Consider the following 23,621-nt stretch of genomic DNA (forward strand, 5'->3'; position numbering starts at 1 on the left):
ATTTTAATGAGGACTAAGGTTTGAGTTTGCATCGTTGCGACCGCCATCTTGTGTGGGCGGATCGTCGGGATTTCAACGAGCAAGGTTTCAATATTTTTGTACATGCAGCAATATATTCCATTAATATATGCTAAATACCTTATTTGAAATAAAGTATTGAAAATAGAGGTTAAGTAGTATATTAAAATACTAAAAAAGTATGGATTGAGGAAATTTCAATGGAATTAAGAACATTAAAGTATTTTGCTACTGTGGTCGAAGAAAAAAGTATTACAAAAGCTGCTGAAAAATTATGTATCGCACAACCACCACTTACACGACAAATCAAAAACTTAGAGTCAGAGTTAGGTGTCGTATTATTTGAAAGAGGCATGAGACCGATCAAAACAACTGAAGTTGGAGAATTTTTTTACCAATATGCTGTACAGATACTGACCTTAACAGCACATGCTAAATCGATGGTAAATCGATATAAAGTGACAGATACTACGGTACGAATTGGGTATGTTGGTTCGCTTTTTTATTGGAAATTACCTGAGATCATTGATTATTTAAGAAAGCATATTGCAAATATAAAAGTTGAATTAGTGGAATGCGGAACCAGAGACCAGGTAGAAGCTTTGAAATTGGGAAAAATTGATATTGGGTTTGGTCGATTAGGAATTAGTGATCCTTCAATAAAAAGAATAGTGATCGAAAGAGAGCAACTTTTTTTAGCAGTGCACAAAGATCATACATTAGTGACCCAAAATGTTAAGGAAGTACATTTATCACAATTGGTCAACGAACATATTTATATATATCCAAATACTCCTAAACCAAACTTCTCAACTTTTGTTCAAGGAATATTCTCTGAACTTGACTTAATTCCCCAAAATCTGATCGAGACGAGAGAAATCCATATGGCATTGGGAATGGTGTCATCTGGTGAGGGGGGGTGTATTATTCCAAAGAGTGCATGCTCTATAGGTATGAAAAATTTGAAATTTATACCAATTCTAGATAATGAGGCTGAAAGTCCAATTACAGTTGCCTATAGAAGTATCGATAATAATGAATACATCAAACAAATATTAGATTATCTAGACGAATTGAAGAGCATGAACTAATTTTTATGATTAGATTAATATAAAATATCTATTTATATGTAATATTTAATGGAAAAATAAATAGAATAATAATGTTAAAAATGATATTAATTTTATAAATCAGCATAAATTGGCATGGATTTGTCATAGGGATAGCGCTGATCTATAAAATATTTAGGATGATTTCGATGGAAAAAATTTCCGAGTTAAAGAGTAATGATGCAAAAAAAAAGGATATTTATGCTTGGTATGTTGTAATACTTTGCATGATTGCATATATATTTTCTTTTATCGATCGTCAAATTTTGGCTTTGATGATTGAACCGATAAAAGCAGATTTGAATTTAACAGACACGCAATTCAGTTTACTTCATGGACTAGCTTTTTCTTTATTTTACGCATTCATGGGTCTTCCATTGGCTTATATCGCAGATCGATTCTCAAGACCAAAATTAATTGCTGCTGGGATTGTATTTTGGAGCATTGCAACAGCTTTATGTGGTTTAAGTAAGAACTTTATCCAGTTGTTTTTGAGCAGAATGGGCGTAGGAATTGGTGAAGCTGCTTTGTCACCTGCAGCCTATTCAATGTTTAGTGATATGTTTGCAAAAGATAAATTGGGTCGAGCTGTCGCTATTTATTCGATTGGATCTTTTGTTGGTGGGGGAATCGCGTTTTTAGTAGGCGGTTTTGTCATTGGATTACTCAAGGACATGTCTCTTATCGCTGTACCCTTATTTGGAATGTTAAAGGCATGGCAAGTGGCGTTTATTTTAGTAGGTTTACCAGGAGTCATTATTGGCATATTGGTACTTTTAACTGTTAAAGATCCTAAGCGTAAAGGGCAAATGGTCGATGCGCAGGGGAACGTGGTAAAAGTAAAGCTTAGTGATACTTTTAAATTTTTGAAAAAGCATAAAAAAACATTTACATGTCATTATTTGGGATTTACTTTTTATGCCATGGCATTGTTTTGCTTAATTAGCTGGACACCTGCATTTTACATACGACATTACAATATGACAGCCACTGAAGTGGGCTATATGTTGGGTGCCGTGTTACTGATTTCAAATACTTTAGGTGTATTTGCGGCTGGTTGGATGAATGATTATTTTATTCAAAAAGGCAGAAAAGATTCGCCTATGTTTGTGGGTGTGATTGGAATCGTAGGTCTGATTATTCCAATGATTTTGTTTTCACAAGTTAATGAATTATGGCTATCAGTTACATTGTTGGTTGTTGCAATGTTTTTCGCTTCTTTCCCAATGCCGATCTCAACAACAGCAATGCAAATGCTTTCGCCAAATCAATTACGTGCCCAAATCTCATCTATCTTTTTACTCATCAGTAATTTGATTGCTTTAGGTATTGGTACCACATTAGTGGCTTTAATTACGGATCGTATTTTTGAAAATCCTTTAATGGTCGGTTCATCGATATCTATCGTTGGTGCAATATCATGCGTATTGTGCTTTGTCTTATTGAAAGTGGGTTGTAAAGCCTTCGAAAATAGTTTGCAAGTTGAGTATAAATAAATCATGTCTGAATAAAATAATGAGGGTACACCTATCATGTATTTATCGAATCTGAAACTTTTAAAGAAATTCAACTTATTGTCTTCAAAAGATTATTTTCAGATTAAAGATGTGATAGGACAATACTTGTGCCCTCATCAATTTGAAGTATTGAATGATGAATCTTTAGAAGTAAAATTAAGTGGGTTTTCATTTGGTCAAGTTGCACTATTTGAATTAAGTTACAATGCTGCAGTTCAAATTAGTTTTGGTGCTGAGTGTCAAAGTTATCTGTTTAGATTTAATTTGGAAGGGGAATGTAAAGTCAAATATGATCATTCAACTTATCAACAACGTCCTGGATTACTTACAGTTTCTCATCCTCATTTTGAAAATAGAATTGAACTCCAAGCCAAATGTAGAAATATCATATTAAAAATTGATCATGAGTTGATCAACACTGTTTTATATCGCTTGTTGGGATATATCCCTCAAAAAAATCTTATTTTCGATAGTGGCATTTCCTATACATCTGAAGAAAGAATTTCAATTTTAGAAACACTGAACTACTTATGCTTTGCATATTCAAATATTGAAAATTGGTGGCAAATTTCTGATAGCTTTAGTTCATATTTGACTGAGTTATTACTGATCAAAATTCCACATAATTTCAGTGAACGAATCGCAGATAAAAAATATCAACTCATCCCAAGTTATATCAAAAATGCAGCTCATTTGATTGAGCAACATTATATGGAAGCAATCTCGATTGAGGAAGTTGCGAGGCTTGTAAAAGTCTCGGTAAGAACGCTTCAAAAGGGATTTAATACCTATTTGAACCAAACGCCTCTCAGTTTCATGACATCAATCAAATTGGACCGAGTTCATCAAGAACTTAAACACACTCAGGTTGATCAGCCTATAATTGATATCTTCAATGCTCATGGTGTAAGAAGCTTTGGACACTTTACTCGGCTTTATAAAAAACGTTATGGATGCACGCCTTCAGAAACCGTGAAACAAAACAAATTAATAGAAATAAATTCGTAATTCGAATAGCAGTACCGCTTTTTGACGCGAGCAAAAAGAAGAATCTTTCCTACTATCACAATACACAATAAATATGTAAGGGAAGAAAATGAAAATCACGGTTCTTGGCGGTGGACATGGATGTTATGCATCAGCAGTGGAGATGGCGGAAAAAAATCACGAAGTTAAATTATGGCGAAGAGATCGAGATTCACTAAAAGAATTAGCGAAATATGGTGAGCTTACTGTAAAAGACTTTCGTGGCACTAGAACAGTATCTGTTGGGGCTGAACATCAAAAAATCCAACTTGAAACTGATTTATCCAAAGCTATTGAAAACGCTGAATTGATTATTATTCCTTTACCCGCAACAAGCCATGAAGATTTATCGATTGAAATAGCACCCTACTTAACATCTGGTCAAGTCGTATTTTTACCCCCAGGTACTTTTGGAACATACCTATTTGCTCAAGCAATGCTTAAAATTGGAAATAAGTCTGACGTGGCTTTTGCTGAAACGGGTACTTTGCCATATTTAGTAAGAAAACATAGTCCGAATTCTATCGTGATTAGTGTATATGCGACGCGATTGCCTACTGGGGTCTATCCAGCAAAATTAAAAGATCATGCTATTAGAGTATTAAAGCAAGCTTATGACAGCATCGAGCCTATAGAGGATGCTTTGAGTGGAGCTTTAATGAATGCAGGACCCATTATTCATCCTCCATTAATTATGCTCAATGCTGCACCTTTAGAACATTTTGATGTATGGGATATTCATAATGAAGGTACTCAACCTTCAGTGAGGAGAGTAACGAGCTTATTAGATCAAGAGCGAATGAATATTCGAGAAGCATTGGGATACTCGAAACAGCATTTCCCACTCGCAGATCACTACAATAAAGAGGGTGAAGGAGATGAGTGGATGTATGGTAGGGGGGCACATGGTAAGTTGACTGACAGTGGCGATTGGCGCGAGAAAATAGATTTACATTCACATCGGTATATGCTCGAAGACACACGATTAGGCCTGTCATTTATTGTATCGGTTGGTAAGTATGTTGGAGTCAAAACGCCGATTGCTGAAGGGCTTCTGAATATCGCATCATCAATTACTGGTAGGGATTTGTATAGTGAGGGTCGCACTCTTGAAAATTTAGGGTTATTTGATTTAACACAGCAACAATTAAAACACCTGTTGAACTCCGGAGAGCAATCTGCATGATTAAAAATATTATTATTGTAGGTGCAGGCAGAATGGGTAATGCGATTGCGATCGCATTCGCATATGCAGGAATTGAGATTGCACTTGTAGATGTAAAAGATCGAAACCCAGCAGAAAAAAATGAATTTCTGCAAAAATGGAATGACAGCCTCGAACAAGAGTTGCATCTCTTAGAACATATCGGGATGTTAGTGAATGATCAATGTAAAGTATTAAAAGAAAGAATTCATTTCTATTTCAAAGATAATCAAACTATTGATTGGAAAAATTGTGAATTAATTATTGAAGGTGTACCTGAAATAATGACTCATAAACAACATTGTTTTTGGTGGTTAGAACCCTTAATTTCTAAAAACTGTATTGTAGCATCAACGACTTCGACCTTTTTGGTCACTGATATAGCAAAATTAATTTCTCATCCAGAACGTATTGTTAATGCGCATTGGCTTAATCCTGGGTATTTAATGCCTTTAGTTGAGCTAAGCCGATCGGAGCATACTGCTGATATAGCAGTAGAAAAACTAAAAACATTACTTGAGGCAATTGGTAAAGTCCCAGTGATTTGTAATGCAGTTGCTGGATACATTGTTCCAAGAATTCAAGCATTAGCAATGAATGAAGCAGCGAGAATGGTTGAAGAAAACGTAGCAAGTGCTGAGGATATTGATAAAGCGATTCGTACAGGTTTTGGTTTGCGTTTTTCAGTGTTAGGAATGTTAGAGTTTATCGATTGGGGAGGAGGAGATATTCTGTATCATGCTTCAGAGTATTTGAGAGAAGAACTTGGTGAGCGTTACAAAGCCCCTGATATTATCAAAAAAAATATGCGCGAAAATAGAAATGGCATTAGAGAACTATCAGGTTTTTACAAATATGAAAGTATGGATATTTATCAATATAAACTAAATGTCATATCAAAATTCGCTGAAAATTTGCGATTTAATCAGCTTATTCCACAATATGAAATTATGAAATAAGCGTTAGTAGGTAAAAAGATTTTAGTCTTTTTACCTATTTGGCATTAAATTGAATATTTTCTTTAATTGTAAATTTAGTGACTCAAGTTCTTGCTCATCAAAAGAATTTAATATACCAGCTAAAGTAACACGATTGATCTGATTAATTTCATCCACAAGACCATATCCTTTTTCAGTGAGCTTCACCATAGAAATCCTTTCATCATGAGGGGATGAGAAAACTTCAACTATCCCTTCTTCGACTAATCTATAGATTGCTTTAGTTGCAGTTGTTAATTTGATTGTTGCTAAATTAGCTATTTCAGTGATATTCGCTTCACCGAGAGCATTTGTACTCAAAATGATTTTTCTTTTTGTATTATCGAGACCGATTTTTTTTAAAGATTTATCAATCAATTGGGAATACTTACCATTAACTTGAGATATCCAAAAAAATGGGAAATTTTCCAAACTTTTGGGATCGTTATTTGGCAAATAATTTTCAAAATTTTTTAACATGAGCAGCAATTAAACTTAAAAAAATATAATTGATTATACAAGAAAAAAGACAAAGATTATTTTATTTCAAAATAACTTGACAAATACATTAATTTTTCAGATATTGATGTTTAGTATAAAAATACATGGAAAAGTGAATTGAATATTATATCTAGAAGTCTCTCTTTAGGAGATGGAAAAATTAGAGTCATGGTTAAAGACTCAATTGATATACAAAATGAAGTGACGACACTTGGAACTCAGGCGCGCGTTGAAGCATGCCCTGCAAACTCACACGCTGAAATTATAAAAAATATACTCAACAGTGATTGCAAAATTATTGGAAAAACTCATCTTCATGAACTTGCATTCGGTATAACTGGAGTAAACAAAAACTTCGGAACACCTTTAAATGTTAAGTATCCGAAGCTTATTCCTGGAGGTTCTTCCAGTGGTTCGGCTGCAGCTGTTGCGGCGGGTCTAGCAGACTTTAGTATTGGTACAGATACAGGTGGCTCAATTCGTATGCCAGCCGCTTGCTGTGGAGTGTATGGTTTAAAACCTTCATTTGGGCGTGTTAGCCGTGTTGGGGTTTGGCCAAAAGATACCACTTTAGACTGTGTTGGGCCATTCGCATCAGATATCAATAATCTGATTCTTGCTATGCAAATCATTGATCCTACTTTTAAACAAATCCAAATTGATCAACAGCAGATTCAATTAGGAATATTGCGTGTCGAAGCGGAATCTGAAATTTGGCATGTCTTAGATGCTGAGTTAACAAAAATTGATTTACCTCAAAAAAATCTAGTCATAAACAATATTGATGAAGCATATCAAGCAGGTATGTCGATCATTAATTATGAAACTTGGGGTGCATATCATGATCTTACTCAAACTGGACTTCTAGCCAATGATGTTCAGCAGCGTTTATTAAAAGCATCTGAAACCACTCAAAAAGATGTTGAAAATGCTGAATTAATCAGAACTGAATTCACAAAGCAGATCAATGATTTACTCAACAACGTTGATGTCTTGATACTGCCGACACTACCTCAATTTCCACCTAAATTAGACGAAGCTGAAAATACTGTTGCTTTCCTCAATTTAACTAAGCTCGTGCGACCATTTAATTTATCGGGCCATCCAGCGCTCACGATTCCATATGAAACATCAAATGGCTTACCTGTCGGTATGCAATTAATCGCTAAGCATGGTGAAGATGAAAAATTGTGTGCTATTGCACAACACATTGTCGATATTACGAAGCATTCACAAGGAGGTGGCAAATGAGCAATTTAGCCAAAGATCAAACTGAGAGCTTGATTGATCTTGAAGAATTATGTCAAGAGATTAGACAGCGAGCGTGTTCAGGTGAATTCGACGAACAAGCATACGTGAGTCAAGACATTATTCAAAAACTGAAATCAATTGGGGTATATCGTGCTTTAGTTCCTAAACGTTTCGGTGGTGATGAGGTTTCACCACGTACGTTTTGTGAACTTATTGAAAGGCTTTCTAAAGCAGATGGATCAGTAGGTTGGGTTGCAAGTTTTGGTATGAGCCCAGCTTATCTTGGGAGTTTACCTGAAGAGACACTTTCTGAACTTTATAAAAATGGCCCAGATATCGTTTTTGCTGGTGGAATTTTTCCACCGCAAGCTGCTCAAGTGACCGATGATGGTTTAGTTGTAAAAGGCCGTTGGAAATTCTCAAGTGGTTGTAAAGGTGCAGATATCGTTGGTGTAGGCATTGCCCCGATCAAAGATAATGAATCTCATGGCTTACCACGTATGGCTGTTTTACCAGCGCATAAAGCACAAATTGAAATGACGTGGGATACAGTAGGTTTAAAAGGCACAGGTAGTCACGATCTCATTGTCGATAATGTACTTGTACCTGAGCATTGGACTTTTGTTCGGGGTGAGCCATCTAAACTCAGCGAACCATTTTTCAAATATCCATCCCTCTCTTTGGCGACTCAAGTCCTCACCGTAGTCGGAATTGGCGTAGCCTCGGCGTCATTGGAAGAATTTAGAAAATTAGCTCCAGGTAAGTCGTCGATTACTGGAGGTGCAGAAATTGCTAATCGACCTATCACTCAGTACGAATTTGCGAAAGCTGAAGCTGAGTTCCTAGCTGCAAGAACATGGTTCTACAACACCATGGATATTGTATGGGAAGAAGTACTCAACGGGCGAAAACCTGCGCCACATTTAATTAGTGATATGCGTCTATCTTGTACACATGCTGCAAGAGTCTGTGCAAAGGTCACACGCAAAATGCAAATGTTAGCTGGGATGACTGCCATTTATACCAACCATCCATTTAGTCGCTTTGTGAATGACACGAATGTCGTGACACAGCATGCATTTATGGGTGATGCAACTTTACAAAATGCTGGTGCGATGAGCTTTGGGCTTAATCCGACACCTGGATATTTATAAATGACCGAAAAGAAGGAAATCGAAATGGAAGCTAAAAAATCATTACGTGTATTGTTCTGTATGGGGATTAACCAAAACTTCTTTGATGCAGAGCCAGCAGAAGCAAAGGCAGTATGGGCAGCATTTGGTGAAATGTGGAATGGTATCCATGATTTACCTGGCGTTCATGTATACGGCAACTTAGATGATGATCAAAGCATGGTAGGTGCAAGTACGGGTTGGCCTTGGACAACCTATTTATTGGCTGATGTACCTGATATTGAAACTGTTCATGCTGCATGTAATTTATTCCGTACGACTGTGGTCGGAGAAGGTCCATATAAACTTTGGAAGTATTGCAAAGTTGAAGCAAGAGTTGGTCGTGAATTAATTATTCAACGATAAGGATATCGATATGGTCGACTCTAATGAACTCAAAAGCATTCTTCAACGTCTTCAACAGTTGGAAGCGCAGAATCAAATTCGTAATTGCGTAAATCGCTATATGGAAATTTGTGATGAACTTAATCAAAACACAAATTTAGAAGCGCTGATGGATTTATTTGATCGTGAGTGTATTTGGGAGGGGGTAGGGAAAAAATACGCCCAGTCATTTGGTCGGCTTGAGTCTTGGCAGGCAGTATATGACATGTTTAAAACATACACGCTGAAGGACTCGCATTTTGTTATGAATGCACATTTTGTGAATTCTGAACAAATTTATATTGATGGTGATGTGGCTGTTGGTCACTGGTTGATGTTGCAAACATCAACTTTCAAAACGGGTGCAAGCCACTTGAATGCAGCCAAACTGACAATCCGTTTTAAGCAACAAAATAATGGCATTTGGAAAATCAAACACTTCCAAACAGAAAATATTTTCAGTCGACCAGTAACGCATTGGACCAGTGATGATGAGTTACCAGTACCGCAATCAAATTTAGTCGGTTGAGTTGCATAAACAGTTATAAGGGAATACATGATGAATAGTGCAATACCAGTTCAAAATATTGAAATTGATTACAATGAATTAGTTCAAAGTGACCGAGTGCATACCTCTTTATATAAAGATGCACAAATCTTTGAAGATGAAATGGAAAAAATTTTCTACAGCACTTGGGTTTGGGTTGCTCATGCAAGTGAAATTCCAGATGCTGGTAGTTATAAAACGATTAATATTGGTAAACAACCTGTAGTGGCTGTACGAGATCGTAAGAAAAAAGTCCACGTTTTACTCAACCGCTGTCGCCATCGTGCTGCTACAGTTTGTGAGCATAAAAAAGGCAAAACAAATAGCTTTGTATGTCCATATCATGGTTGGAGTTACGCTTTAGATGGTACATTGCGTGGCGTTCCTTCACCTGAAAGTTATGGCGAATGTTTAGATAAATCTGAATTTCCACTGATCAGCCTACGTGTAGAAGAATATAACGGCATGATCTTTGCGACCTTCAAAGACGATATTGAGCCATTAGAAGACTTTTTAGGTGCTGCGAAAAAGTGGATTGATCTATTCATGAAGCAAGGCGCAGGTTATCCAGTCAAAGTATTAGGTGAACATCGTTTTACATTCCCAGGTAACTGGAAGATTCAGTTGGAAAATACAACTGACGCGTATCATTTCCCATTGGTTCATAAATCATTCTTAAGTTCTGTAGACGAAAAAACAGAAGAGCTTTTCAACTTTGAAAATCAACCAGGCTATGTTGAAGATCTAGGAAATGGTCACAGCGTGATGGTGATGATTCCAGAACTGGTAGATCTTGATGAAGAGTTGATGGAGCGACCAATCCAAGAGCGTTTTGAAGAACTTGCCCAAGCGCTACGTGAAGAAGGTCATGAGGAACTTGAAGTTCGTCGAATTTGCCGTGCTGTCGGTGGTTCGGGCTTTAACTTAAATATTTTCCCTAACATTGCATGTTCTATGGCGTTCTTCCGTGTAATGCAACCATTAGCGGTAGATAAAACTGAAATTCACCACTCAGTGATTACGATGGATGGTGGACCACAAATTGCCAACCAATATCGCCTACGTCTACATGAACATTTCCAAGGTCCTTTCGGTTTTGGTACGCCAGATGATGCGGAAGCTTGGGAGCGTGTACAGCATGGTGCAAATGCGGGCAATGATCTTTGGATCATGTTGAACCGTGGTTTACCAGGAGAAGTCAAAACTGAAGATGGTCTGAAGAGTGACGTGAGTGCTGAAACAGGCATGCGTGGCGCTTACCAACAATGGAAAAAGTTGATGACGGCTTAAGGGGAAGAGCATGAAAATTAATTTAAATCTTTTGAACGAAGTAACAGCATTCATTTGGGCTGAAGCTGACATGTTAGATCATTCAGAGTATCAAGCATGGTTAAATTTATGGAATGAAAATGGCAAATACATCATTCCAATTGATCCATCATTGACAGATTACGAAAACCATTTGAACTATGCATATGACAATCACCACATGCGTCAATTACGTGTAGAGCGTTTAGAAAATGGTGAAGCAATCTCGACAGCTCCCAAGGCCAATACTGTTCGTAGCCTGTCACGTGTGCGAATTATTGAAGAAACTGATCACAAGATAATTTTACGCTGTGCACAAAATTTAAGAGAGTTCCGCAAAGAAAATTTACGTCATTACACTGCTGATGTGATTTATGAGCTAATACGTCAAGAGAATGGCGAACTCAAAATAGACCGTAAAATTATCAATCTAGTCAATTCGACAGATACCTTAGCTGGTATCAGTTACATTCTATAGGAGGTGACCATGTCACAAGTTGTTTTGGTTACTGGTGCTGCCTCTGGTTTAGGTAATGTGATTGCTGAATATTTTGCTGAACAAGGGCATCAAGTTATTTTAACTGCAAGTACCTTAGAAAAAGCGGAAAGTGCTAAAGCTGCGAGTCAGTATCCATCGCAAATGTATCCCTTAAAACTGGATATATCAGTAGAGCAGGACTTTAGAGAAGCAGTGAGTTGGGTTGAAACTCATTTCAACAAGTTGGATGTTTTAATCAATAACGCCACAGTAACTAAAGCAACTCCTGTCCTTGAAATCACTGCGAGTGATTTTGATTGGGTGACACAAGTCAACCAACGAGGAACCTTTCAGTCATGCCAAATTATTGGTCAATATATGGCATCTAAAGGCTTTGGTCGAATTATCAACATGGCTTCATTGGCTGGTCAGAATGGTGGTACTGCAACGGGAGCGCATTATGCAGCTTCAAAAGGGGCAATCGTAACTTTGACTAAAATTTTTGCAAAAGAATTTGCCGCTAAAGGTGTGACGGTAAATGCCGTAGCACCAGGACCAATGGAGTCTCCAATAGTACACAGCGTTGTTTCAGATGAAAAAATGGAAGCGTTTATCAATAACATTCCTGTTAAGGCTTTAGGCAGTATGAGTTTTATCGCTGAAACTTGTGCTTTGTTAGCATCCCCACAAGCAGCTTTTGTGACAGGAGCAACATGGGATATTAACGGAGGACTATTTATGCGCTAAGCATTGGCTTAGTCATAAAGGGGAAAACTATGAACGAAAAATACTCCGTAATAGTAAATAAAAGATCAGTAGAAGCGGAAAATGTTGTTGTATTAGATTTAATTTCAGCAACTGAGTCTCCATTACCTGAAATTGAAGCTGGATCACATATCGATCTATTCCTGCCTAATGGTTTAATCCGTCAGTATTCTCTATGTCAAGATCCTAGTTTAAAAGGTGTTTTTCGATTAGGGATCTTAAAAGACGAAGCATCAAGAGGGGGATCACTGTCGGCGTTTAATGACATCTCTGAAGGGATGCAACTACAAGTCAGCCATCCTAAAAATTTGTTCCCATTGTTAGATGCATCTCACAGCGTTTTAGTTGGTGGTGGTATTGGGATTACACCGTTAATTACCATGGCTTATGATTTATTGAATAAGAATAAGTCATTTGAATTGCATTATTGTGCAGCCTCTAAACAAACCGCTGCATTTGTAGATGAAATCAAGCAAGGTCCCTTAGCGAGTTATACAACTTTCCATTTTAAAGATGATGGTGCAAATCATCGTGAATTTTTTGATCACGCAATGAAAGATATTGCCAAAGATTCACATTTATATACCTGTGGTCCTAATGGATTTATGGATTGGATTATTAATCTTGCTGAGTCTAAGGGTTTTAGTTCCGATCAATTACATAAAGAATATTTTCAGGTAGATATTGATTTAGGTGGCGCTAGTTTTGAAGTTGTTGCACAACAAAGTGGTAAAACGATTCAAGTAGCTCCAGAGGAAACTATTCTGCAAGCTTTAGCGCGAGAAGGGATTAAAGTCGAGTTATCGTGCGAACAGGGCGTTTGTGGAACGTGTATGTGTGATGTGCTTGAAGGCGAACCCGATCATCGAGACGTCTACTTTACTGACGAAGAAAAAGAAAGTAATGAGCAGATTTTAGTGTGTTGTTCTCGATCAAAAACACCGAGATTAGTTTTAGATATTTAATAGTTGAATTGCCATCATGGAAGGTCATTTTGGGATTCAGGAGAAGGGAATGAATAGTTATCAAAAATCGGAAGAACAAGCTATTGATCCGATGAAATTCCGCAGAGCACTCGGTAATTTTGCAACTGGGGTTACTATTATTACAGCGCAAAATGCGCAAGGTGAAAAAGTGGGTGTAACTGCCAATAGTTTTAACTCAGTTTCATTAGACCCACCTTTAATCTTGTGGAGTATTGATAAAAAATCGACCAGTTTTGAAGTTTTTAAAAACTCTAGTCATTTTGCAGTCAATATTTTATCTGGATCACAAATCGAGGTATCGAATAAATTTGCTAAACGCAATATTGATAAATTCGAAGGAGCAAACTACCGTTTGGGTGTAGGTAATGCTCCAGTTCTGGAAAATTGCTCTGCTGTTTTTGAATGTGAATTATTTCAAATTGTAGAAGGCGGGGATCACTGGATTATTATTGGAAAGGTCGTTAATTTTCAAGATGAAGGTCGTAGTCCATTAGTATATCACCAGGGTGCGTACTCAGCAGTAACACCACACCCAATGTTAAGAATTAAAGATTCAAATCCGGTCCAAACCGATGATTTGGGTCAACTATATCAAGGTAACTTATATAATAATGTTGCCTATCTCATGAGTCGAGCATTCAAGTTTTATCAAAATGATTACATCCCAAAGCAATTAGTCACAGGTTTTAGAACGAGTGAAGCTCGAATGCTTTTAGTGCTAGGCAGTGGTGCAAGTTCATGCAAAGATGATTTGCCACGTGATATAGCAATGCCTATGCGAGAAATAGAAAGAGCAGCGGAAATCCTTAAGAAAGATGAGCTACTAGTCGAAACAGAAGAATTCTACCAATTAACGGATAAAGGTAAAAAAACCGCACATTATTTATTTGATATAGCTGATGAGCATCAAAATGAAGTATTTGCAAAATACAGTGACCAAGAAAAGAATACTTTTATCACCATTCTAAAAGATATTGCGGGTATTCATTAAATCAAATTGGGCTAAATGTTAGATCATTTGGCCTTTTTTTCAATCTATGAAGATTTAAAAGGGATTTAATTATTAATTAAGGTATATAAATATACTTAAAAGAAAATTGAATTTTCTATGGAATTGGAAAAGAATTGGGTTGAATATATGAAATTTCATATAGCTGAATAGAAATAATTAAACAGGGTTGAGTGAGAAAATCAGTAAAAAACTAAGGGGAAGTTGAGTGAAAAAGTTACCTACATTTGCAATACTAGCAATTTGCTGTAATACAGCAGTTTATGCGGACTTGGTAAAAGATAGTCAAACGACAATAAATTTAAGAAATTTCTTTATTGATCGAAATAACACAACACAGCCTGATGTTGGTAGTTGGTCACAATCATTAGGTCTAAAGTTTAGTTCAGGTTATACCAATACACCCATTCAGGTGGGTTTTGACGTGACTTCAAGTTACGCACTAAGATTATCAAATCATAATGCTGAAAGGTCTGATTCGATCTTACCATTTGATCCCATAAAAAATGAGCAAGAACGTAGTTATAATAAATTTGGTGCAACCTTAAAGCTGAAATATAAAGATTCTGAGCTATTAGTTGGGGAACTTTCGCCAAAAACACCTGTTGCATTTATTGATGATTCACGTCAGTTGGTGACAACATATGCTGGTGCGGCATTTGAAACCAAAGCCATTCAAGATTTAAAACTGTCTGCTGGACGAATCACGCATATTAATGCGCGTAATGATGATGAGTTTGAAAAACTAAGCTTGTTTGCACCAGGTAAAGCAAGAATAGAAAGTAATGGTTTAAGTTATGTTGGTTTAGACTATAATTTTAGCCCTAAAATTTCAGGCTCTTACTGGTTTGGTCAGCTGGAAGATATTTATAACCAACATTATTTAAATGCAGCATATAACACTCAAATTGGCGACTCTAAAATCAAATTAGATGCACGTTATTTCCATAACAGTGAAGCTGGTGACAAATACTATGGAAACATAGATAGCAAAACATTTGGCGTTCAGGCCAACATTCAAAATGGCTCACATAGTTTTGCTGCAGGTGTTCAAAAAAATTCCGGGGATACCAATTTTCCAACATTTGATGGATTCGCTCCTCAACCTTTCCTACATACTTGGTCAACTTTAGGTTTCATCAAACCTGAAGAACTTACTTATCATGCACTTTATTCTTATGACTTTAAAAATGTTGGTTTGCCGGGTTTAAGAACGACTTTGCGTTATTTATATGGTACGAACATAGAGCGTAATGGCCTACCAGATAATAAAGAAACTGAAGCTAATTTCATTGTCGGCTACACCGTTCCAGAAGGGTCTTTTAAAGGGTTGGGTATAGAATGGAGGTATATCGACACGACTACTAAATATGGTGCAGGAACAACCAATGGTAATGATTTTGTTGAAAATCGAATCATTACTACATATAGCTATAAATTCTAATTACATAAACAGTTAATGGACAAACTGGAGATTATATGATGTTTAAAAAATTATTATTATCAACAAGCTTAATCGCAATTGCCACTTATGCTCAAGCTGATATCACGATTGGAGTTGTGACATCATCATCCGGACCTGTAGCAATGGTAGGTATACCACAAAAAAATACAGTTGCTTTATTACCTAAAAAAATTGGTAATGAGAACGTTCGATATATTTCTCTTGATGATGCGAGTGATCCTACAGCATCTGTCAAAGCTGTCGAGAAACTAATTAAAGAAAACAAAGTTGATGCAATCATTGGTCCTTCTGGTTCACCAAATGCTTCTGCTGTGATTGGGACGATTGCTAAAGCGAAAGTACCTCTTCTTGCACCGGTTGGAACTTCTACGATAGTCATGCCAATGACGGATCAAAAAAAATGGGTGTTTAAGACCACTCAGAATGATGAAATCATCGCAGAAGCGCTTGTGCAAGATATGGTGAAGCGAAAAATTACAACTCTAGGATTTATCGGTACTGCTGATCCGTACGGAGAAAACTGGGGAAAAGTCTTAGCGAATTTAGCAAAGAAAAATGGGATTAAAATCGTTGCTCAAGAATCATTTCAACGTCAAGATACCTCTCTAACTGGTCAAGCGTTAAAACTCATAAGTAAAAAACCACAGGCAATTCTAGTTGCAGCACCAGGTAGTTCAGCAGTGCCTCCACAAACTGCTTTATATGATCGAGGCTATCGAGGGCAAATTTATCAAACGCATGGTGCGGCTTTAGATCAATATTTAAAAATGGGTGGCAAGAAAGTAGAAAATACGATTTTAGCTGCCAGTTTAATGCTTGTTTTAAATGAAGTATCTAATACACATCCTTCTAAGAAAATTGCTACTAAATATATCAATGATTATAAAGCAAAATATAAACAAACACCTGCAACTTTCGGGGCAAATGTGTATGACGCAGGTATTTTGCTTGAAAAAGCTGTACCGACTGCTTTGAAAAAAGCAAAGCCTGGCACCGTGCAATTCCGTGAAGCTCTACGTGATGCATTGGAATCTACAAAAGAAGTCGCAGGAACTCAAGGCGTGTATAACATGAGCCCATCTGATCATAGTGGATTTGACAAGCGTGGGCGTGAAATGATCATTGTTAAAAATGGTCAGTGGAAACTACTGAAGTAAATTTAGCTTTTCATCATAAATAAACTCAGAGCGATATGCATATATCGCTCTAGGTAAATTCATCCTCAAAAAAGGGTAGGAAGATGTTATGGATTTAAATATCGCGTTAATTTTGGGGCAGGATGGTATTACCAGTGGTGCTATTTATGCATTATTAGCGCTATGTATCATTTTAGTTTTTACTGTCACTCGGATATTACTTATTCCATTGGGTGAATTTGCTGTATTTGGTGCATTGACTTTGGCATCCATTCAAGCAGGTATTCCAAGCTTAATAGTTTGGCTGGTAGTTGCGTTTTTTATTGTCAATACAAGTCTGGATTTATACGCTAAATTTTTTAAAAATCAAATATTTAATATCAAAATTTTTATTGCGTCATTGATTTATATTTCTTTGATCGTTATCGCGATGTACACACTACCTTTAGCGACGCTTCCAATGCCAATTCAAGTTTTATTGACTTTGGCTGTGATTACACCGCTTGGTCCTCAAATGTATCGCACTTTTTTTCAACCTTTAGTCGCAGCCAAACCTTTAGTTTTATTGATCGTGTCGATAGCGGTTCATGTGGCATTAGTCGGTTTAGGACTCGTGATATTCGGTCCAAATGGTGCTCAAACACAACCATTTAGTGATAAAAGCTTTGAAATTGGGACTCTTGTTTTAAGCAGTCAAACTTTGATCATTATCGTTTCATTCTTTGTGATGATTTTAGTGCTTTGGTATTTCTTTGAAAAAACACTCTATGGTAAGGCATTGCATGCAACCGCTGTCAATCGAGTCGGTGCACAGCTCATGGGTATTTCTCCAATCTTTGCGGGCAAACTGACTTTTGTTTTAGCTACATTTATCGGAACGTTATCAGGCATTTTAATTGCACCGATCACAACCCTGTATTACGACTCAGGATTTATTTTAAGTCTGAAGGGATTTGTAGGGGCAATCATTGGAGGACTAATCAGCTTCCCGGTCGCAGCAATTGGTGCCGTGATTGTTGGTGTTATTGAGTCTTTCTCAATGTTTTGGGCAAGTGATTACAAAGAAATCATCGTCTTTACATTAATTATTCCTTTCTTACTTTGGAAATCACTCACAACTCGTCATGTTGAGGAGGATGAAGAATGAAATCAAAAACTTATTTCTTTATATTTGCGCTAATTGTATTCATCAGCCCATTTTTTTTACCGACCTATCAAGTCACTTTATTGAACTATATTGGTCTAAATGCATTAGTCGTGTTAGGTCTAGTATTGGTGACAGGCGTTGGAGGCATGACTACATTTGGTCAAGCAGCCTTAGTTGGAATTGGCGCATACGCAACTGCTTACTTAACTGTGACTGAACAATTACCAAGTTTCCTCGCATGGACAGGTGGCAATCCTTGGTTTGGACTTCTGCTCGGAATATTCATTACAGTCGCATCTGCGATTTTGGTGGGTGGCTTAACACTTAAACTTTCAGGACATTATCTGCCTTTAGGTACGATCGCTTGGGGCATTTCACTTTATTATTTCTTTTCGACCATTGAAACTTTAGGTGGGCATTCTGGAATTTCGAATATTCCCTCTATTTCTATCGCAGGATTTGCCTTTGATAACGGCAACAAAATGTTCTACCTCATTTGGCTCATTGTATTTATTGCCATTATTTTGACAAAAAATCTTTTAAATTCTCGAGAGGGGCGAGCAATCCGTGCTTTGAAAGGCGGACAAGTAATGGCTGAGTCTATGGGAGTAAATACGTTTAGAGCAAAAATGATCATCTTTGTGATTGCTGCAATTTTTGCATCAATTTCAGGGTGGCTTTATGCACACACGCAAACTTTTATTAACCCGACACCTTTTGGACTCCAAATGGGTATCGACTACTTGTTTATGGCGTTGTTAGGCGGTGTCGGTAGTATTTGGGGTGCAATATTAGGTGCAGGCATATTCACCATGGTACGCCAATGGTTGCAAGACGCTTTGCCTATTATTTTTGGCGGACAAGGTCATTATGAAACAATCGTATTTGGATTAATCATTGTTGTATTGATGCAAAAAGCACCATCAGGGATTTGGTCATTTATTACTAAGTTGATCCCAAATAAATATAAGCCTGTAGATTTATATCCTTCAATCCACCCCATTCCTCAAATGGACAAAGTAGAAAATCAAATCAACAAGGGTGAATTGATATTAGATGCGAAGAACATCACGAAAAAATTTGGTGGCTTGGTTGCGAACAATGAAATGAATCTGAAAATTCACGCTGGAGAGGTTCTCGCTTTAATTGGTCCGAATGGTGCTGGTAAAAGTACCATGTTCAATCAAATATCAGGTGTAGATGTTCCAACAAGTGGTGAAGTTTTATTTAAAGGTAAAAAAATAAATGGCATACCATCCAGAGAAATTGCCAAATTAGGATTAAGTCGTACATTCCAACACGTAAAAATATTGCCTGAAATGACTGTATTAGAAAATACAGCCATAGGTGCACATTTGCGCGGAGAAAAAAGTGTCATCTCATCCATGTTACTTCTTGATCGAGTTGAAGAAAATGAACTTCTCAATGAGGCTAAATATCAACTAGAACGTGTAGGGCTTGGAGAATATTTGTATGTCGAAGCTGGCAGTTTAGCACTCGGGCAGCAACGTATTTTAGAAATTGCACGTGCTTTATGTGCGAACCCAAGCTTATTACTACTTGATGAGCCCGCAGCAGGATTAAGATTTAAAGAGAAACAAGCCTTAGCTGAACTTCTATCTAAATTACGTGCTGAAGGTATGGCAATTCTCTTGGTCGAGCATGATATGGACTTTGTCATGAATCTCGCAGACCGAATTGTGGTCATGGAGTTTGGTCAAAAAATTGCTGAAGGATTACCAGAAGAAATTCAAAAAAATGAAGCTGTATTGGAAGCTTATTTAGGAGGTGCTGCATGATCACAATGCTTGGAAATCAAGAGGGCACGCCTCTGCTAGAAGTAAATAATTTGAGTGTTGCTTACGGAAAAGTCGAAGCGCTTTCAAATTTTAATATGCGTGTTAATCAAGGCCAAATTGTTTCTGTTGTTGGTCCAAATGGTGCGGGTAAAACAACTTTATTGTCTGCAATTATGGGGGTGCTGGGTTCTAAAGGACACGTCGATTTCGATGGACATGTGGAGCAATGTCCACAGGTTGAGCAAATGGTCATTCGTGGGCTTGGATTAGTGCCTGAAAAACGAGAGTTATTTGGAACAATGTCTATTGAAGACAATCTTATGCTTGGCGCTTTTCAACGCTATCGCCAAAGAGACAAAGAGATTTTGAGCACTTTAGATGAAGTGTATGACATTTTTCCTCGTTTGAAAGAAAGACGATCACAGCAAGCAGGAACACTTTCTGGTGGTGAACGACAAATGCTTGCAGTGGGTCGTGCACTCATGGCTAAACCTAAATTGTTGATGCTAGACGAGCCGAGTTTGGGATTAGCGCCACTCATCACCCGAGAAATTTTTAAGGTGATTGACCAATTAAGAGGACATGGCGTGTCTATCTTGTTAGTTGAGCAGAATGCTAGAGCTGCTTTAAAACTTGCAGATTATGCTTATGTCTTAGAAATGGGAGAGCTTTCAATGGAAGGAAGGGGCTCTGATTTAGTTGAAGATCCAAGAATCATCGAAAGTTACTTAGGAATTAATAGTAAGCATCAAGACGTATTAGCTATTTAGAACATAACTACTCATACGCTTTTCAGGGATTTGAATGGATGTCAAAAAAAATTTTGGTATATGGTGCTGGAGCTATAGGCTGTGTAGTTGCTGCTAGATTAACGCTAGCAGGACACCAAGTCACTGTTCTCGCGCGAGGGGAAAAAGTCGAAACGCTAAAGCAAAAAGGGATTCACTTAAAAGATGTACTGGGTGAATTCCAAGTACATCCATCTCGAATTGTGGATACAGAAGAATGCATTGAAAAACAAGATTTTATCTTTATAGCAACGAAGTTTAACGCTTTATATGAAATTTCAACTCAGCTGAAGCGTTATATGCATAACGCGACAGTCATTGTCCCGTTAATGAATGGAATACCCTTTTGGTATTTTTACGGTTTAGAGAATAACTCTAAAAATTCAAGGATAAATTGTTTAGATCAACAGGGCGTTTTAAATGACCATTTTCCATTAGAACATTTAATTGGCGCTGTTGTATTTATTACAGCGCAAAGTGTCAATGAAAATGAGGTCAAATCAGACAATCCGTATTTGTTGATCTTTGGTGAGCCGAGTCATCAAATGACTGAACGATTAGATGCGCTTGTTGAATTGTTTGAAAATACAAGTATTGAAGCACGACCCGTAGAAAACATCCGAGATCAAATTTGGACCAAGGTTATGGCTAACTTGAGCTCCAATCCATTATCGGTTGTGGCTGATGCTCCGCTAAGTAAAATTTATGCTGATCAAAATTTAATTCGAATTACTCAACAAATTTTATATGAAGTTCGAGCTGTTGCGGCTTGCTATGGCGCTCGTATCAATATCGACCCAAACACATTTTTAAAGTTAGGTTCAGAGATGGGGGAAACATATACATCAATGTGGCATGACTACAAAAATCGTCGCCCTTTAGAGTTAGCACCCATTGCAGAAGCTGTATTTGAATTGGCAGATGCTTATGAATGTCCGATGCCGACATCCAAACTTATATATGAATTAACGGTCTATTTAAGCGAACAAGCCAGAACAAGGAATAATGAAGATGAAAAATAATGTATTGAATGTCTCTGAAGCTGAATGGGCGCTCAGAGTTAAATTAGCGAATTGTTATCACCTTATTGATTATTTTGGTTGGACGGAAACAATTTTTAATCATGTCTCAGCGCGCTTACCAGGAGCTGAACACTATTATTTAGTAAATCCTTTCGGCTTGAACTATACGGAAATCACACCCGAAAATTTATTAAAAGTAGATTTAAACGGTAATAAAGTGATTCATTCTGAATATGATGCCAATCCTGCAGGATTTGCTTTACATAGTGCTGTTCATGGTGCTCGTGATGATATTCGATGTTTAATACATACACATACCACACCAATCAGTGCTATTGCACAAAAGAAAGATGGCTTTAAAAATGACAATTTTTATGGTGCGCAGTTATATGGGCGGGTAGGTTATCACGCCTTTGAAGGCATTACTCTATTCGAAGAAGAAAAACAAAGAATGATCAAAAGTTTAGGTGATCATCACATTCTGGTACTTAGAAATCATGGTGTAGCTGTGGGAGAGAGTACGATTGAAAAAGCTTTTTTCCTACTCTGGACAGTTCAACGAGCCGCAGAAATACAATGCCAAGCGGATTCAATGCGTGGTGACGATGTTGAATTAGATCATATCGTAAAACAGAAGTGTGCAGACTTAACTCAAATGTTAATTCAAGAAAGTGCTTTCGCAGATAAATTTTTTAATGCAATGGTTCGAAAAATGCAGGAAAACAAACACTAGTTCAGGGATAGATTGCGATGAATACGATATTAAAAGAGAAAATCAGTCATAAGTCGGCATGGGTGGGCAAAGACCTAAAAAATCAGACAGATTGGACTTATTATTTAAGCGAAGAAATGCTTCATGAATTAAGCCAAAATTTGCAATTGATAGAACAACAAGATCTAGAAATTGATCAATTGAATAACACGCATTTAACGATTAATAATCCACAAGTTTTATCTGAATTTAAAAAATATGCCGATGAGCTTGAGAATGGATATGGTTTCTTTCTATTAAAAGGTTTGGATGTCTCTAAATTTAGTGAACGCCAATTGGCGATTATTTACTATTTAATAGGCATGTATATGGGTCAACCCGTTACCCAAAATCCTAAAGGCGATTTATTGGGTAAAGTAGAAAACGTTGGTGATCTTAACAACAAATCAACGCGAGTTTATGAAACAAACGCATATCTCCCTTACCACACTGACTTATCTGACGTAGTTGGATTGCTATCAATTAGAAAAGCAAAGAGTGGAGGATTGAGTAGTCTCGTCAGTGCTGCCACAGTCTACAATAGAATTTTAGAAAATTATCCTGAATATCTTGGTTATTATTATCATCCAACATATTGTGATCATTTGGGAGATCTAGAACCTACCTTGACACCAATTTTTAGTTATTATGAAAACAAATTAAGCTGTCGCTATTTAAGAGCTTATATTGAGCTTGGGCATGAGCGAAAAGGAATACCTTTATCCAGAGTTCAAGTCGATGCACTTGATATTTTCGATCAGTACATACAAGATCCTGATCTCAGACTAGATATGATGCTTGAACCGGGTGATATGCAGTTCTGTAATAACTATTGTGTAATGCATTCACGATCATCATTTATAGATGATGAAGACATCTCAAAGCGAAGAAAATTATTAAGATTATGGTTAAAAATGCCTAATGCTCGATCTTTAGCAAAGGATTTCCCAGGTAGAAATGGTATTCAAAAATTAAATCTTTCATAAAAAATGCTCAATATTTGACTATAACCTGACTCGGCCTTTTAAGGTCGAGTCTTTTTTTGCAATTACTCAAAGGTTTTAAGACGTGTCTGATTTAGAGCTGAGTATAAAAATAATTACAGTCTAATTCGATTGATCACCTAAACAATATTCTTTTTTTGTTAGCGCTATATGGTTCGGCATCATATCTTCAAACAATAATCACAATTTGAATGAGTTAAGTTAAATCAGCTTCTGGAAGTGAATTTTCCTTATTCAGCAGTCCTGAACGCATTTTA

The 23,621-nt window shown here is 37.0% G+C and carries 23 protein-coding genes; 22 read left to right on the plus strand and 1 reads right to left on the minus strand.

Going from position 1 to position 23,621, the window contains the following annotated elements; translation table 11 throughout:
- The first annotated feature begins 218 nt into the window (after positions 1-218).
- The 5 genes from AC1M9L_RS10530 (at position 219) to AC1M9L_RS10550 (ending at position 5,833) form a co-directional block, all read left to right on the plus strand.
- Positions 219-1,109, plus strand: coding sequence for a LysR family transcriptional regulator (locus tag AC1M9L_RS10530; protein WP_035266330.1), 891 nt, complete (start codon positions 219-221; stop codon positions 1,107-1,109).
- Positions 1,110-1,276: 167 nt separating this feature from the next.
- On the plus strand, positions 1,277-2,623 hold the full coding sequence (locus AC1M9L_RS10535; protein WP_481592075.1) for a spinster family MFS transporter: 1,347 nt from the start codon (positions 1,277-1,279) through the stop codon (positions 2,621-2,623).
- 36 nt (positions 2,624-2,659) lie between these two features.
- Positions 2,660-3,652: a helix-turn-helix transcriptional regulator gene (locus AC1M9L_RS10540; protein WP_481592076.1), complete on the plus strand. Its 993-nt coding sequence runs from the start codon at positions 2,660-2,662 to the stop codon at positions 3,650-3,652.
- 88 nt (positions 3,653-3,740) lie between these two features.
- Positions 3,741-4,856, plus strand: a complete 1,116-nt coding sequence (locus AC1M9L_RS10545; protein ID WP_481592077.1) for an NAD/NADP octopine/nopaline dehydrogenase family protein — start codon at positions 3,741-3,743, stop codon at positions 4,854-4,856.
- Positions 4,847-5,833 carry a 3-hydroxybutyryl-CoA dehydrogenase gene (locus AC1M9L_RS10550; RefSeq protein ID WP_481592119.1) on the plus strand — a complete coding sequence of 329 codons (987 nt, stop codon included), beginning with the start codon at positions 4,847-4,849 and terminating at the stop codon, positions 5,831-5,833. Before AC1M9L_RS10545 ends, AC1M9L_RS10550 begins: the two co-directional genes overlap by 10 nt.
- A 30-nt stretch (positions 5,834-5,863) precedes the next feature.
- On the opposite strand, the gene AC1M9L_RS10555 is transcribed toward AC1M9L_RS10550, so the two are convergent.
- Positions 5,864-6,331 carry a MarR family winged helix-turn-helix transcriptional regulator gene (locus AC1M9L_RS10555; RefSeq protein WP_092767678.1) on the minus strand — a complete coding sequence of 156 codons (468 nt, stop codon included), beginning with the start codon at positions 6,329-6,331 and terminating at the stop codon, positions 5,864-5,866.
- A gap of 138 nt (positions 6,332-6,469) precedes the next feature.
- Between AC1M9L_RS10555 and AC1M9L_RS10560 the strand changes: the two genes are divergently transcribed.
- The 17 genes from AC1M9L_RS10560 to AC1M9L_RS10640 all read left to right on the plus strand — a co-directional run bounded on the left by AC1M9L_RS10560 (position 6,470) and on the right by AC1M9L_RS10640 (position 23,346).
- Complete coding sequence (locus tag AC1M9L_RS10560) at positions 6,470-7,603, plus strand: amidase (protein ID WP_481592078.1); 1,134 nt, start codon at positions 6,470-6,472, stop codon at positions 7,601-7,603.
- Entirely contained in the window at positions 7,600-8,757 is a 1,158-nt protein-coding gene (locus AC1M9L_RS10565) for an acyl-CoA dehydrogenase family protein (protein WP_481592079.1), read from the plus strand. The genes AC1M9L_RS10560 and AC1M9L_RS10565 overlap by 4 nt, the downstream gene beginning before the upstream one ends.
- Positions 8,758-8,781: 24 nt before the next feature.
- Positions 8,782-9,141 (plus strand): hypothetical protein, encoded by a 360-nt coding sequence (locus AC1M9L_RS10570; protein WP_035266405.1) that lies wholly within the window; start codon positions 8,782-8,784, stop codon positions 9,139-9,141.
- 10 nt (positions 9,142-9,151) lie between these two features.
- Complete coding sequence (locus AC1M9L_RS10575; protein WP_481592080.1) at positions 9,152-9,688, plus strand: nuclear transport factor 2 family protein; 537 nt, start codon at positions 9,152-9,154, stop codon at positions 9,686-9,688.
- Positions 9,689-9,718: 30 nt separating this feature from the next.
- Positions 9,719-10,996: an aromatic ring-hydroxylating oxygenase subunit alpha gene (locus AC1M9L_RS10580; RefSeq protein WP_035266339.1), complete on the plus strand. Its 1,278-nt coding sequence runs from the start codon at positions 9,719-9,721 to the stop codon at positions 10,994-10,996.
- Between the two features lie 10 nt (positions 10,997-11,006).
- A complete protein-coding gene (locus AC1M9L_RS10585; protein WP_092767687.1) occupies positions 11,007-11,492 on the plus strand; it encodes an aromatic-ring-hydroxylating dioxygenase subunit beta in 486 nt (161 codons plus the stop codon).
- Between the two features lie 9 nt (positions 11,493-11,501).
- Positions 11,502-12,239 (plus strand): SDR family NAD(P)-dependent oxidoreductase, encoded by a 738-nt coding sequence (locus AC1M9L_RS10590; protein WP_481592081.1) that lies wholly within the window; start codon positions 11,502-11,504, stop codon positions 12,237-12,239.
- A 29-nt stretch (positions 12,240-12,268) separates the two neighbouring features.
- On the plus strand, positions 12,269-13,222 hold the full coding sequence (locus tag AC1M9L_RS10595) for a PDR/VanB family oxidoreductase (protein WP_481592082.1): 954 nt from the start codon (positions 12,269-12,271) through the stop codon (positions 13,220-13,222).
- A 49-nt stretch (positions 13,223-13,271) separates the two neighbouring features.
- On the plus strand, positions 13,272-14,234 hold the full coding sequence (locus AC1M9L_RS10600) for a p-hydroxyphenylacetate 3-hydroxylase reductase component (RefSeq protein WP_180028234.1): 963 nt from the start codon (positions 13,272-13,274) through the stop codon (positions 14,232-14,234).
- A gap of 226 nt (positions 14,235-14,460) precedes the next feature.
- Positions 14,461-15,696, plus strand: coding sequence for an OprD family outer membrane porin (locus AC1M9L_RS10605; protein ID WP_481592083.1), 1,236 nt, complete (start codon positions 14,461-14,463; stop codon positions 15,694-15,696).
- Between the two features lie 35 nt (positions 15,697-15,731).
- Positions 15,732-16,874, plus strand: a complete 1,143-nt coding sequence (locus AC1M9L_RS10610) for an ABC transporter substrate-binding protein (RefSeq protein ID WP_180028233.1) — start codon at positions 15,732-15,734, stop codon at positions 16,872-16,874.
- Positions 16,875-16,962: 88 nt separating this feature from the next.
- Positions 16,963-18,000 carry a branched-chain amino acid ABC transporter permease gene (locus AC1M9L_RS10615; protein ID WP_035266350.1) on the plus strand — a complete coding sequence of 346 codons (1,038 nt, stop codon included), beginning with the start codon at positions 16,963-16,965 and terminating at the stop codon, positions 17,998-18,000.
- The gene (locus AC1M9L_RS10620) at positions 17,997-19,799 is read left to right on the plus strand and encodes a branched-chain amino acid ABC transporter ATP-binding protein/permease (protein ID WP_481592084.1); all 1,803 of its coding nucleotides are present in this window, start codon (positions 17,997-17,999) and stop codon (positions 19,797-19,799) included. Before AC1M9L_RS10615 ends, AC1M9L_RS10620 begins: the two co-directional genes overlap by 4 nt.
- On the plus strand, positions 19,796-20,569 hold the full coding sequence (locus tag AC1M9L_RS10625) for an ABC transporter ATP-binding protein (protein WP_481592085.1): 774 nt from the start codon (positions 19,796-19,798) through the stop codon (positions 20,567-20,569). The genes AC1M9L_RS10620 and AC1M9L_RS10625 overlap by 4 nt, the downstream gene beginning before the upstream one ends.
- A 38-nt stretch (positions 20,570-20,607) precedes the next feature.
- Positions 20,608-21,609 (plus strand): ketopantoate reductase family protein, encoded by a 1,002-nt coding sequence (locus AC1M9L_RS10630; protein WP_481592086.1) that lies wholly within the window; start codon positions 20,608-20,610, stop codon positions 21,607-21,609.
- A complete protein-coding gene (locus AC1M9L_RS10635; protein ID WP_228143120.1) occupies positions 21,599-22,342 on the plus strand; it encodes a class II aldolase/adducin family protein in 744 nt (247 codons plus the stop codon). The genes AC1M9L_RS10630 and AC1M9L_RS10635 overlap by 11 nt, the downstream gene beginning before the upstream one ends.
- A gap of 17 nt (positions 22,343-22,359) precedes the next feature.
- Positions 22,360-23,346, plus strand: a complete 987-nt coding sequence (locus AC1M9L_RS10640; RefSeq protein ID WP_481592087.1) for a TauD/TfdA family dioxygenase — start codon at positions 22,360-22,362, stop codon at positions 23,344-23,346.
- The last annotated feature ends 275 nt before the right edge of the window (positions 23,347-23,621 follow it).

The organism is Acinetobacter sp. ANC_7511, assembly GCF_056779975.1.